Source organism: Halomonas sp. ALS9, from assembly GCF_001651035.1.
GTDB lineage: Bacteria > Pseudomonadota > Gammaproteobacteria > Pseudomonadales > Halomonadaceae > Vreelandella.
In genome coordinates this window covers 534233-547741 of record NZ_LXRG01000192.1, presented here as the reverse complement: position 1 = coordinate 547741, position 13509 = coordinate 534233, and the positions used below count along the sequence as shown (strand labels likewise).

The window sequence follows — 13509 nt, the reverse complement described above, 5'->3', positions numbered from 1 at the left end:
GTGGCGCTCAGGGCATCATTTCAATAGGAATGGGGTAAACATCGTCGCGTGGGTCAGCGCCTTCCGCTAATGAGACCCAGCGATCAACATCTTCGTTATAACGCTGGTAATGGCGTAGCTTGGTTGCCAAGCGCCTGATGAAGCGCTCCTGCTGAAGGCCATCCCAGCTAAGCCAGGTCTCCTCATCGAGATTGAGTACTTCACTTTGATAGGGCAAGTCTTCGAGATACTCTCCCAGCAACCCAAGTTCACCTAGGTGCTGCCCTTCACTTTGTTGTAACTGGCTGGGGTCAGCGCCCATAGCGGCGGCGACAGAGCGTAGCCGCTCGAACATATCCGTGGGTGAGATAAGGCCGGCATTGGCAGAATTAAGAATCTCACTAACGACGTCGCTAAGATCGCTGAGCTGCCCTTTTGTCAGCAACACACGTACTTCAGTGGTGGGTATATTTTGGGCAATAAGATCGCGATCGCTGATCCATGCTTCGAACACCGGAGGAGCTTGGCTACCGGTGACCTGACCAAGATAGGCCAGGCGCATGGCGTGACCAATCACCTCAAGATCATTCACTAGACGCTGTTCGCCTGGATCATCAGGCTCATCTGCATTTAAAGCGCTGCCGATAGCCTCATCACCTAGGTAGGCTGCTTGAACCTGGTCGGTAATCGCCGAGGCTAACGCATCAACTCGCTGACCAAATAGCTCCACATCACCCGTATTGACCGGGTAATACAGGGAGGTACCCGTTCCCGCGAAAGTGGATAGGTTGCTGTACTGGGCTTCGGCTCTGGCATGGTCGCCGTTATTTTCGCCGGCGGGTGTTTTCAAATGTAACGTATACACGGCGATACCTTGGCGGCCAGCCTCTAAGCGAACTTGATCCGCATTAAAGCCTGTAGAAGAGCGCTCGCTGTCTCCCTCAATCGCACTCGCATCGGTGATCAATACGATATAGCGCGCTCCAAAGTTGCTCCACTCGATATCTTCTACTGCTTGCATAACGCCAGCAAAAGCATCTTCTTCCCAGCCAACGGTAGACGCCTGTGCTTCGCTAAGGTCGGCGACACTGGCCATAAAATCGCTTCCACTTTCGACGTTATTAGGGTCAGCAAACATACGAGTGACGTACTCAACTTCCGGTGCAGCCTCTATGCTATCGCGGTATGACACCAAGCCAAATTTTACTTGGTCTGTTAAGTTTTGATCCTCTATTCGTTGATATATGCGCCCAACGGCTTCTCGGGTTCGTTCAATGTAAGGGCCCATTGACGCAGTTGAATCGATAACAAATACCACACCAGCATTAAACTCGCGTAGCTGTGCGGAAAGATCCTGCTGCTCTTGCTGTCCTTCTTCAATGGCTTCACTAACCGATGCAACACGCAGTAAGCGCGTCATAAAGCCCGCTTCGGTCATGATTTCTTCACCCTCAAGAATCGGCAGCAAATAAAACTGCTCGTGAAGGTCGACAAAGTATTCAGGCTCCTGCGCCACAATACCGGGGGCTTCCCCATCTCTGAGCAGTTTAGCGCGCAAGGGCGCCACTTGGCCGGAGGGTTCGAAGTCATCCAATATCTTCGTCAATCCATCCTGCTCTTCGAAGAACATTAGGCGCTCACGATTGGCTGGGCTGGTGAATGACAGCGTAAGCTGCATTTTCCAGTCGACGGTACAGGACTCGGGCAGCCAACCGATGGTGCCGCCGTAGCTGTCGGGTCCTACTTCTAGCCAGTTTTCGTTGTTTTCTTGGCTGCGTTGGTAGACATAAAAGCGGCTAAAAACAGGCTGAATATCTCCGTCAGCTGCACCAGCTTGCTGAGTAAGATGACAGCCGGGTGTGGTCAGTATCCGCTGGAAAAGGGTTTCTTTGCCCTCTTGTAATAAAGGGCGTTGGTCAGCGAAAACGAGAGGCGCTGTGACGATAGGCAGACTTATCGTCAGGGTGAGTAATGCTGCGCGTAACGTCATTGTTGAAGCGCCTCAAGCCGCTGGTTGGCTTCAGTATTATCAGCATCAATGCCTTGTGCCGTCTCGTACCAGAAAATAGCCGTTTCGGTGTCTGGCTCGGGGAAGCAGGCACTTGGAGAATGTTGCTCAGGATCAAATTGACGGGCATATCCAATGGCTGCTTCGATATCACCGTTGAGCGCCTCATTAGCATAGAGTCGGCGTGCGATGCCGCAGTGCTCATTGGCAAGGGCTTCACCAATCACGTCTATCATTGCTGACGTATCGCTGTCGGCAGCAGTGCAGGCTTGGATAAATTCTAGTTCGCTTTGCTCATTCATTCGCTGCAAAGAACACAACGCTGTGTCTTCTCCAGCATCGGGATCAGCGAGCTGAGGGCTACTGTCTTCCGTAGCGGCCTCGTTTTCAGCTTCCTCTTCTGGCTCGGAAGGCTCTTCTTCTAGTAAAGGCTCTTCTTGTATTGCTTCGCTCTCATTGGGCTCGTCGTGACGCATTGACAAAGCGAACCATGCGGCAGCGGCCAAGATAATGAGTAGCAATAGAGCCGCTAGCGCTACCCACAGCCAGCGCCGACCACCACTTTTCGTCTCCTTAGGGGGCTCGGGTGGCGCCGCTGTTATTTCAGGCTCGACGAGCGCAGGCTCAGGAATTGGTTGAGCGGGGGGCGGCTCAGGTGGAGTGTTTAAGGCAGCACCTGCCACCAAAGATGGTGTACTGCCACTGGCACCAGAAGAGATCAGGTCGCGAGCGACTTTTATACGCGCTCTCCCCAGCTCAGCCCCATCTGGCCCGTAAAATCTGGCCATATTGGTGGCATGGGGGTTTTCCAGCAGTGGGTCGACGATCTGCTTGTCCACAACCGCCGTCTGGTTGCCATCGCTATCGGTTTGCAGGGCAGGCAGTTCAAATTTGAAAGGGTGACTTCCCCATCGGCCATTATCTTGTAAGAAGTGCTCATCCTGATTGCGCTGAATGTCTACGGACATCCCCGCGCCGGTAGCATTGCCACCAATAATCACTAGCTGCCCGTAACCTGGTTTGGGGGTAGAAAGTGGGCGGAGCTCGATTTTACGCATGCTCCTTCTCCTTTGCAGAGAACAGCCCCAACACCTCGCCGAGCCGCTCGTTTTGTTCGATGGTGATTTCACGCCCACCGCTGTGACCAGCATTCTCTTGGGTCATTAGACAAAGCCCTGATAACCAGTCCCCAAGATAAACCATGGCTTGATTGACCGGTTGTTCAGGCAATTGGGGGAGGTCGCCTTTAGGGATAGAGAGGCGCTCGTAGCCGAACAGATGCGTTTTGGCGCCAACGAAGCTGTTCGGGCGTTGCTCCACGGGAACGTAGTGGAAGCCCAGCCAGGCAATAAAGTCACGCAGCACCAGTTGGGCGGCGAGTACCTGACGCGCTACTAGCCGATCCCGACGGGCTCCACTTTGTATGCGCTGTAATAATGCTTCGTGTAATTTGTCTTGTACTTTGAGTCGGCTAGAGGCAGTGATGAGCTCATCCGCCAATAGCTTAACCAGTTCACGATCAAGCCCAAGCATGCTGAGTAACCCCTGACGCTGGGGAAGCTCGCGTACATGTCCAACCCATGCGTTGTAGATAGCTCGGGCAAAGCGGTGATCAGCGCTTTGCAGAATGGGGGCTTGCGAAGCGATGGCCGGAGTGTCTGATGTCGCCCCCTGGCTATCACCGAAGGGCATTTCACCAAAACCGCTCTCTAGTCCGAAGCCACTGCTGCCATATAACCCACCATCATTGGCAGTTATGTTGTTATCACCTCCTGCTTCTATTGACAGGCTGTCTTCACTGTCGCTTAAGTAGAGGTCACGCACTAGCTCGTCAGAGAGTTCAAGGTTGTGTTGCAGCTCCCCCATCGAATACAGGCGCGTTTGCAGCTCCTTCCAGAAACGGCTCGCAATGTCGCGTTTTTCAGCCACTTCACCGCCAGTGTCGCCAAAATGCCATCGCGCTAAACGATCGGTGATTAAGGTGCGGTAGCTATCCTTGAGCTGGCTTTCGATGCGTCCTAGCTTGTACTCTAGGCCCGCGATTCGTCCTAGGTAGTCTCCAATACGCGCCATGCCGCCATCATCGAGGGCGAGCATGGCATCCCAAGCGTCGGCGGGTTGGTTTACGTGGCGTTGCACGGTTTGGCTAGCAACGAAGGTTCTTTGCATGCTGGTTAAGGCATCACGTGCATCATCTTCGATGGCAATTTCACAACCCTCTTTACTGACCAAAAAAGGCACGGGGAGCCGCGGCTTTCTAACCAGAAATGTATTGTCAAAGGCCTTATCGGGTGCCCACTGCTGCATCCATTCAAAGCTTCCAAAGCGTTCAAGCATGGTCATCTTGACCAGGCCTTCCCACCCTTCGCGTAGCTGACTTTCAGTTTGCTGCAAGGCACCCGAGATACGCTTATCAAACATGGTGAGCGCCCAGATTAATCCTGGGTCACGTTGACCACGCTCTGCCGCCGTGGCCCCTTGTGTTTTTTCTATCCAGCGGGTTAGAACGGGGCCGACACTGGTCACATCGCTCTGCTTGTCGGAGCTAGTGCATACCACTTGGCCATTCATTTCTTGGCTATCGGTGTAACGCTCGAATAGGTATGCGACTTTGCCGCGCAAGAGTAGCTGGGAGAGCCCTTCCTGGCTGCCCGCTTCGCCGATATTACGCAGGCTCAGTCGGCCTCGGTAACCAGGGAAATCTAGAAGGTCAACTTTTTCTACTCTTGGATCGCGGGTGGGTTCAACCAGAGGAAACGTCAGCTCGGCTGTGAGTGCTGCAAGCTGAGCTACTGGCAAGTTGACGGGCGCTCCAAGTGCATCACCTGTGGCTGGGCAAATATTAAGCTGCTGGTCTTGCGCGGTTCCTAGACGTTCAAGAATGTCGACATTCATAATGCTGTCGCGCTGGCTAAAACCATCGCCATCATTAACCACTAGGCAACGGAGTGGCGCAAAAACACGAGTTGCATGCCCTAGGGAGCCGAGTGTCTGGGCTAGCTGGCGGTAGAGGTTGGTTAGCTCGGGTTGCTCGCCCCATAGAATAGAGAACAGATCTGCTCGTTGATGGCTACTGAGCGTTGGTGCGAGTCTGACCACTTGGGGCCAGTATCTAGCATTGAGCTTGCTGACTGACTTCGGAAAGCTTGCTTGTAGATAGTCCCATAGCTCTACAACGTTTTCCGGCGTTACGCCGAGCTGAGACTCCTGACCTAACTTACCTTCGTGAGGCGATAGGATACTGGCTATCTTGCTTTCATCGATTTCATAAACATCTTCACGCTCGTGGTCGAAGTCGTTGAACCAGGCATTTGCCAGTACTTTCGCTACTTCTACCTCATTAAACAGCTTGAGCTCAACTGGGAACTCATCGGAGCCTGAAGAGGTGGATGCACGGCTAAAGCGCGTGACTAATCCCGTTGCTTCTTTGCCTCCTCCTACCGGGTTTACATGTTCAATAAAGTCTAGGCGGGAATTGCCATAGCGGGTTTCTAACTTACCGTTTTTCCCCGCCGCTAAGGCTGAAATTAGATAGGACTTACCTGCCTGTGAGAGACCAAAAAACCCCACGGTCATCGGCGTAGTTGCCGCTTTTGACAAACTCTGTGCCAGGTTTCGGGAGCGATAGAGAGCCAGCTCAAGGTTGTCAGCTTCACTATCAAGGCTTGGTGCGCTATCGCGGACTTCTTCAATCCATTCAATGGCTGCGCCAGCCCCCACGTGAAAAGCTTTCCAGCTTTCGCTGAGTCGTTGTTGCTCTGGTGTTAACTGTTCTTGGGTCACCTGGTTCATATGCGCTTCACGCTCCCGCTATCCAGCCAGTAGTTGGTATCTCCCAGCCCGGCATCATTAAGGGTATTGAGCTGTAGCTTGAGGTCACGCGGGCTAAAACTGCTTTCTCCATCAGTATCAACGCTGACGATCTTCAGGCGATCGCTGATTAAACTTCCTTTCCCAGCGCGTTCATCGACATCTAATCTCACTTTCAACACTGGTGCTTGGCCAGTTTTGGCTTCCGCCTTAGCCAGCTTTTCGGCGCCTGTCGCAGTAAAGTCCAGGGTGTAGAGAGGTGATGCTGTCCAGCGCTGTGCACTTAGCTGGCGGAAACCAATCCTTAACGGTCCGCGCATTTCGATAGTGGGAGGTTCCACTACACCTTCATTATCCAGCGTAATGGTGGTGCCATTTTCAGTAGTCGTGATGTCGCGGTAAGTCACATCCGTGTGAGGGATCGTATTGTTGTTATCGATCAGGCCGATATGGCGAATGGTTGAGTAGGGCCGTAACGCCGCTGCATTGAAAAAGAAGTTAGAGAGGTTGCGCTGAGCGCACAGCAGGCAAAGCATAGCGCCTACGGAAGCAGTGCTCTTTGGATCATCTATGCGCCCATTGCGATGGAAAGGATACCAACTGCCAGTGCGGTACCCTTGCATTGGCAAAATACGTCCAGGGGGAAGGGGCAATAATTTGCGCAGGTATGCTTGGATACCTGGTAAACGTGAAGGCCTGCCCGTGAGCAATAGGTTATCGCACTGATACTGAAAGACCACTTCGCACAGAGAGGCGAGTGTTTTGCAGATATTAAAACGATCTTTTATAAAGGCGTGGTGAACTTCCAATAAATTGAACGTGAGTGGAATACTCATCAAGTTAAAAGTGACATCAAGACCAAGCTCACGGCGCAGCGCATTGTTTACGTAGCGATGTACCGAATCACTCACTGCTTGCTCGCCCAGGCGTTCGCCGTAGGTAAGAGTCGTAGGCCCTGTAGGCTTTTCAGGGTCGAAGGTTTCATAGGATTCAAGCAGTGCTAGCCCGAGAGGGGTAAATACTTGAAGGTTGAGCTGTTGACGAAGCACTTGATCCTGAGCGTTTGCCCCTTCCTGACCACATAGCCGTGACATCATGGCATCAGCTGAAGTGACCCCTGCTTCCTTGAGTGCCGCCTCGAGGCTTGGAAGGATAAAAAGCTGAATAACATCCAGTAGAATATCATCGCCTGCTACACGAAAACCGTCGCGAAATCGCTGCTCAGGTACCACGAAGACATTGCTGCCGCCGCTAGCAGCGCCATTACGATCAAGATAGTAGTCAGTAATGACCAAATCGGTTGTGCCGCCGCCAATATCAATCGTCGCTAGAGTGATCCGCTCGCGATCCGTCTTGTCGGGGCGGGCAAGGGTCGCGAAAAACTCCTCAGGATGGCCAGCAAAGTTCTCTTTTATTTCGGTATAAAGGTACACCAACTGCCCGCAGGAAGCTTCATCCCACTCCACGCGTAAACGTGGCATCGGTACACGCAGCGTACCGTCATCGCTGGCCTCAAAGGGGTTGCTCTCTTCTTCATCTTCATGCCAGCCCAGGCTTTTCCAGATGAGCGCTACTGCTTGCTCTAAGCGGGACACAAACAGGCTTCGTTCTGCTTGAGGCAAGGCTGGCGGGACAGTGAGTGTAATGGAACGCAGATGTCGAGCACGGTTCGTGTGGCCTTGGCGAACGCGCTGTGCTGCGCTATTTATTTGCATCAGCGCTTGAGCTAACACCTCTGCCAGCATAAACGTCATCAATGAGCTACGCGAATAGTGAGGTTTGAAAACCGGTAGCTGATCCTCTTCATTCAGCGTGTAGAGGGCATCGCCCAACTCATTGATTAGGTGAGAGAATGGGGCGGCTGTGGCATGGGGTTCGGTATCAGTGCGCACATAGGCGCTGTTAAAACGCCAGCCATGGCGGTAGGTGTCATCATCCCACAAATAGCGCTTAGGGCTTGAGAGTCCTGTAGAGCCTTCGGTACCTCGCCTGCGCCCCGCTAAACGGCCAGCTTCAACACCGACTCGTGCAATTGTTGGCCATTGGAAAGCATCGTGGCGGCCACTTTTGACTGATAAATGATCTTTGCCAAAGAAGGTTTGTGAAAACTCGATCCGGCTTTCAAAAGGTTCTCGATAGACACGTTCAGGATCAACGAGGTCACGTAACTCCAGCACGTAGTTATGCTTCAAGCCCATGCCTGATTGACCGTGGTCTTCGACCAGGATGCCGCATGTGCGCGAATTGCCTACATCCAGTACTAAGTCAACAGGGATCACGCCTTCCTGTTGAGAAATCACTTTTATATCAGGGATCTCAACATACGGATCTTGCTTTTTATGCTCTTCTTCAATTGGCCGCCGCAGCAAACTGAGCACGTTAAGGTAGTGTGCTAAGTGCTGGCATTCGTCTAGCCCTTCACGCATTTCTTGGCTGTCGAGCTTAGGGTTGGCTTCGCGAAAAAGCTCCTCAAGCCACTCCTTGACCCAAGACTGATCAAGAAACCAGCGCATATTGGATGTGCTAGTGGCTAAGCGGAAGTTAGTGCCAGAGTTTACATCGTCATTGGTGGGGCACAGGTAAGCCGTATTGTCGCGACGTGGAAGTGTTTGTGTATCAAACGCCAGCGTCAGACGGTGGGTATGGCCATCAATATCTGGCTCATCAAGGGCAATAAGGCGCATACGTGCCCAGTTAGCGGGACCTTCATCAAACTTGCTTGGCGGGCGAAAACGGAAGAATGGGAGCGGAAGCCAAGTGGCGTTCAGTTGCTCAAGGCTGGTTGCCATCGCCATATCGAATTGCGGTTGTTTGACTGTTTCAAACTTACCAGGCTCTACTTCGTGAAAAAGAGAGCCATCCTCTTCGTTAACCAGCAGGCGAGCCAGCATCTTGTCAGCGGTGGCTAGGTACATAAATTCCCCAGCCGGCTCTTTACGTGGGTCCAGTGTTAAACCGAAATCGATGAATTGAACACCGGAGTGGCTGACTAAAGTGACCACCTCTTCAAAATTAATTATCTCAGGCAACATAGTGCATTTACCGTCCTATTCGCTGGCTTTCTGCAGCTGCATGGGAAAAGGCTCGTCATCGTAGCTGGCTGCACAGTCAGCTATTTCGCCACTGCCTTGACGACACTCCACTCGCGGCATCTCGTAGTTGCTACCGTCCTCACAGCGAGCATGTTCTTGGGCCTCAACTTGTAGCTCACCGCCTTGCATCGTGGCGGCCACAGGGCCAATACAAACCATGCCGTTAGCACCACCGCGACGGATTTGCATTTGACCTTCACCCTGATCAAATACATACCTTACCTGAAGCGGGCGGCCGCTTTGGCTATCCATTACGCCAGCACCGCGCCAGTTACCGTTGAGAAACTCTGCGGCACCGTCCGGAGAGTCGGCGGGCAGGCTTAGTGGCTCCAGCTCGGGAGGCGCAATGGTATCAGGGCTTCCCGGCTCCACTGCGACAGGTTCTTGTGGTGCCGTTCCTTGCGGCAATTCGCTTATTTCTGGCAACTCACCGGTAGGAAGTGATGTGCCGGGTAAGTTCAAAGTATTGTTAGCATCAGGCAGGCCGATATTAGGGAGGCCTGTGGTTGGGAGGCCAGTAGTTGGGAGCGCCCAATCTAGCGCTCCTAGTCTGCTTCTGAACGCTGGCAGATCCAAATCACCATTCAACCCTATGGTTCCATCGCGCAATGCAATGTCTCTGGACTCTACCTTAAAAGGCCATACATCCCACCCCTTCCACACCGGCTGAGAAGACGTCAGTTCGGGCACTTTACCGGATGGCAAATTTATCCCAGTATTTGAAGTAGAGCAGGCCTTTAAGCCAAAAAACAAAAGCAACCCTAGAAGAAGCAACAGGAGAGGTAGCAGCCACCACATGCGACGCCACCAGGGGCGCTTTGTTTCTTCAACTATCATCGTTTCAGCGAGCGGCGTTTGGGCTGCTAGTGATTTAGGGGTGGAAGCAATCGGCGATGAAGGCTCCGGTATGGCTTCAGGATAAAGGCACTGAAGTGGGTTGGCATGTCGGTCGGTTTCCGGGTGTGTAAAACCCCAGAAAGTGAGCACCGGTGTACCATTAACTAAGTAAACGAAGTTATCATCTGGAAAATGGCAAACCCATTTGAGCAAACGGGCAAAGACTTCACGGTCGCCGCCTTGTCCTTCATCGGGTATTTCAACCGCTTGGATCTCTTTTCTAAAGGACTCTAGCTGAAGGCGCGCATCTTCTTTTTCGCTTTCGGTCGCGCTTCTCCAAGGCACTACGTCGCCTGTTATTCCACTGTACCAGTCTACACCCTCGCCTTGCTGGTCACGTTGTGGGATTGCTAGGTGACGCTCCCGGCCTTTCAATCGGCGGGCAATGGCTTTGCGTAATTGTAAAGCAGAGTGATAGATCGGCTGACCCGTTTCGCCTAGTGCGCGATACTGCTCTGTCTTACCGCTATGCAACAAAAGGGATGTCATTTCTGAACCTTACTTCGATAGAACCATTTTATAACTGGTTCAGGTGAGCCAGTGTCAAAACAGCGAGTTCAATAAAGCAAGGGCAGGGCGTGCGTTGCACGCGAGATGGAGTGAGTACAAGTCCAGCGTTCCCTAGCAAATTTTAATCAGTGTGCCTAGTTTTCTAGCTATCTTAACAAGGTTAATTTAGTAAAAAAAGCTAAGTTAGGGTATTGAATAGAAGTAACCTCTTAAGGAATGTCATTGGGCAGCTAATCAGCACTTCTCCCGTGTCGCCGAAAAATTTACGCTCAATAGATTTGCAGATCAGAACGCTCAGACAGATTATCCAGAGTGGATTAATGGAAGGACTGGTTGCACAAGTTTGTTTAGATAAGCAAATCAACACCCACGCCATATCACCGAGCCCATCAAAGCCGAATTACGCCTCTTCTTGGGTTGAGCGTTTTAACTAGTCAATCCAGCCATTCCCATCACAAACTTAAGCCCCAACGAAATCAGCAATAGAACACCCACACTCGAAAGCCAGATAGTGACTAACCAGCCCAGGCGCTTGGCGAGAGGTTTCATTGTCTTGCTCCTCAATACGGGTGGCGAAAGGGGTTAATGATAAGCATCGCCAGGTTTCACCTTGCCGCGGAATACATAGTAGCTCCAGGCGGTGTACATCAAGATGATCGGCAGAATAAACAGCGTGCCTACTAAGGCAAAGCCTTGGCTTTGGGCGGGGGCGGCGACCTGCCAGATGGACGCATCAGGCGGGATAATCGTCGGCCACAGGCTAATTCCCAGACCGCTGTAGCCTAGAAAGACCAGCGCCAGTACCAGCACAAACGGCAGCGCGTTGTCTTGAAAGGTGATAGCGCGCCATAGCCACCAGCCGGTCAGCGCCACTAACAGCGGTACCGGTAAGAACCACAGCAAGTTGGGCAGGGAAAACCAGCGTTCTGCAATGTTCGGGTAGGCCAGCGGCGTCCATACGCTGACGAAAGCGATCATTACCAGCAGCCCGAGCATCAGAGGCTTAGTGATCCGGTACATGCGTTGTTGCAGAGCGCCGTCGGTCTTCATAATCAGCCAGGTGCTGCCCAGTAGTGCATAGGCAAACAGCAGACCAATGCCGCAAAACAGCGAGAAAGGCGTTAGCCAGTCCAGTGAGCCACCGCTGAAATGAGCGCCATCGAAAGCGATACCCTGAATATAGCCGCCCAAGGCAACCCCTTGTGCCGCGGTCGCCATCAGCGAGCCGCCAATAAAGGCTTTATCCCACACATGGCGCCGCTGGGGGGAGGCTTTGAAGCGAAACTCAAAGGCGACGCCACGAAAAATAAGCCCTAACAGCATCACGATGAGTGGAATCGCCAGCGCTTCCAACACGACGGCGTAGGCGAGTGGGAAGGCGGCGAATAGTCCTGCGCCGCCTAGCACCAGCCAAGTTTCGTTGCCGTCCCACACGGGGGCAACGGTGTTCATCATAATGTCGCGTTCCTGCTCGTCATGAACGCGTAGAAAAAGTAGGCCAATGCCTAAGTCAAAGCCATCCATGACCACATACATCATCACGCCGAACATAATGATAATGGCCCAGGTGAGCGATAGATCGATTCCCATGGTGCACCCCTTATCCTTTAGTGAGTCGTCAGCGATTCGTTAGCCGCCGAGAGAGGGCGGGCAGGCGTGCGTTGATGGCCAGGGCCACCTAAGGCAGGCGAGGAAGGATCACTTGGCCCTTTATTGACCAAGCGCATCATGTAGATAACGCCGGTGCCGAAGACAGCCAAATACACCACCACAAAAACACTCAAACTAATACTTAGGTGCACAGCACTGTGCGCGGAGGCTGCATCGGCGGTTCTTAATAACCCGTAAACCACCCAGGGTTGACGGCCTACTTCGGTGGTAAACCATCCTGCCAGCAAGGCCACGAGCCCCGCTGGCCCCATGCCTAACGTGAACAGCAGAAAGCGGCGGGATGTATATAGCCGCCCTTTGACGCGCAGGGTGTTGCCCACGATGGCAAGTAAGATCATTAACATCCCAAGCCCGACCATTAACCGAAAGCTCCAGAACACGATGGTCGAATTGGGGCGGTCTTCCGGAGCGAACTCCTTAAGTGCGGGGATTTGCTCGGTCAGACTGTGTTTTAACAGCAGGCTGCCCAGCACGGGAATCTCCACTTTGAAGCGTGTTTCTTCGCCCGCCATATCGGGCCAGCCGAACAGAATCAGTGGCGTGGGTTCGCCGCTGCTGTTATCCCAATGCCCTTCGATAGCGGCGATCTTGGCGGGCTGGTGTTCCAGCGTATTCAGACCATGAAAATCCCCCACCACGGCCTGAAGCGGTGCAGTGATCGCCAGCATGATCAGCGCCATGGAGAGCATGGTGCGAACTTCAGGCGACTGTTTGCCGCGTAGCAATAGCCACGCGGCAGAGGCCGCGACAAACAGTGCTGTGCTTAAAAAAGCCGCCAGCGCCATATGGGCCAGTCGGTAAGGAAAAGAGGGATTGAAGACAATCTTCATCCAATCAACGGGAATCACCACGCCATCGATGATCTCGTGGCCTTGCGGGGTCTGCATCCAGCTGTTGGAGGAGAGGATCCAAAACATCGATACGAGCGTGCCGAGTGCGACCATGCAGGTGGCAAAAAAGTGCAGGCCTCGGCCGACGCGCTCCCAGCCAAATAGCATCACCCCTAGAAAGCCGGCCTCAAGAAAGAAGGCCGTGAGCACTTCGTAGGTGAGTAGTGGCCCCGTGACGCTGCCTGCGAAGGCGGAAAACCCGCTCCAGTGGGTGCCAAACTGGTACGCCATCACAATGCCTGAGACCACGCCCATGGCAAAGTTGACGGCAAAGATTTTTGACCAGAAGTGGTAAAGGTGGCGATAGGTATCCCGCTGGGTCTTTAACCATAGCCCTTCCAGCACGGCCAGATAGCTGGCTAAGCCAATGGTGATGGCGGGAAAAATAATGTGAAAGGAAATAGTAAAGGCAAACTGCACCCTGGCCAGATCAATGGCCTCAATTCCGAGCATGACGCTTCCTCCGATGACAGCCACTGTCTTAACTAAAGAGTGGGCCGGTATAGCCACTGTGTGACTTCATCGGAATAGTCTATCGTTCGCTGTATTTCATAACAGACCCAGTTTTTCACTAAAAAACCAGATCAGTTGCTATGCGGTCAGCATTGATGCTGTAAAAAACCACCAACGCCTTGGTCTTGGTGAGATCGTT

At 52.9% G+C, this 13509-nt stretch carries 8 protein-coding genes; all 8 read right to left on the bottom strand.

What is annotated here, in order from left to right:
- Positions 1 to 7: 7 nt before the first annotated feature.
- Positions 8 to 1969: a vWA domain-containing protein gene (locus A6R74_RS16295; protein WP_064235524.1), complete on the bottom strand. Its 1962-nt coding sequence runs from the start codon at positions 1967 to 1969 to the stop codon at positions 8 to 10.
- Complete coding sequence (locus tag A6R74_RS16290) at positions 1966 to 3045, bottom strand: hypothetical protein (protein ID WP_064235523.1); 1080 nt, start codon at positions 3043 to 3045, stop codon at positions 1966 to 1968. Before A6R74_RS16290 ends, A6R74_RS16295 begins: the two co-directional genes overlap by 4 nt.
- Positions 3038 to 5779 (bottom strand): putative virulence factor, encoded by a 2742-nt coding sequence (locus A6R74_RS16285; RefSeq protein ID WP_064235522.1) that lies wholly within the window; start codon positions 5777 to 5779, stop codon positions 3038 to 3040. Before A6R74_RS16285 ends, A6R74_RS16290 begins: the two co-directional genes overlap by 8 nt.
- Complete coding sequence (locus tag A6R74_RS16280; RefSeq protein WP_064235521.1) at positions 5776 to 8829, bottom strand: virulence factor SrfB; 3054 nt, start codon at positions 8827 to 8829, stop codon at positions 5776 to 5778. Before A6R74_RS16280 ends, A6R74_RS16285 begins: the two co-directional genes overlap by 4 nt.
- 15 nt (positions 8830 to 8844) lie before the next feature.
- Positions 8845 to 10275, bottom strand: coding sequence for an SrfA family protein (locus A6R74_RS23155; RefSeq protein WP_064235520.1), 1431 nt, complete (start codon positions 10273 to 10275; stop codon positions 8845 to 8847).
- Between the two features lie 447 nt (positions 10276 to 10722).
- Positions 10723 to 10845 carry a DUF2474 family protein gene (locus A6R74_RS22380; protein WP_082116842.1) on the bottom strand — a complete coding sequence of 41 codons (123 nt, stop codon included), beginning with the start codon at positions 10843 to 10845 and terminating at the stop codon, positions 10723 to 10725.
- A gap of 33 nt (positions 10846 to 10878) precedes the next feature.
- A complete protein-coding gene (gene cydB, locus A6R74_RS16270) occupies positions 10879 to 11886 on the bottom strand; it encodes a cytochrome d ubiquinol oxidase subunit II (RefSeq protein ID WP_064235519.1) in 1008 nt (335 codons plus the stop codon).
- A gap of 17 nt (positions 11887 to 11903) precedes the next feature.
- On the bottom strand, positions 11904 to 13310 hold the full coding sequence (locus A6R74_RS16265; protein WP_064235518.1) for a cytochrome ubiquinol oxidase subunit I: 1407 nt from the start codon (positions 13308 to 13310) through the stop codon (positions 11904 to 11906).
- Positions 13311 to 13509: the final 199 nt, after the last annotated feature.

Coding starts and splice junctions, on each gene's coding strand:
- A6R74_RS23155 (WP_064235520.1), bottom strand. CDS start 10,275: ATGACATCCCTTTTGTTGCATAGCGGTAAGACAGAGCAGTATCGCGCA.
- cydB (WP_064235519.1), bottom strand. CDS start 11,886: ATGGGAATCGATCTATCGCTCACCTGGGCCATTATCATTATGTTCGGC.
- A6R74_RS16285 (WP_064235522.1), bottom strand. CDS start 5,779: ATGAACCAGGTGACCCAAGAACAGTTAACACCAGAGCAACAACGACTC.
- A6R74_RS16295 (WP_064235524.1), bottom strand. CDS start 1,969: ATGACGTTACGCGCAGCATTACTCACCCTGACGATAAGTCTGCCTATC.
- A6R74_RS16265 (WP_064235518.1), bottom strand. CDS start 13,310: ATGCTCGGAATTGAGGCCATTGATCTGGCCAGGGTGCAGTTTGCCTTT.
- A6R74_RS16290 (WP_064235523.1), bottom strand. CDS start 3,045: ATGCGTAAAATCGAGCTCCGCCCACTTTCTACCCCCAAACCAGGTTAC.
- A6R74_RS22380 (WP_082116842.1), bottom strand. CDS start 10,845: ATGAAACCTCTCGCCAAGCGCCTGGGCTGGTTAGTCACTATCTGGCTT.
- A6R74_RS16280 (WP_064235521.1), bottom strand. CDS start 8,829: ATGTTGCCTGAGATAATTAATTTTGAAGAGGTGGTCACTTTAGTCAGC.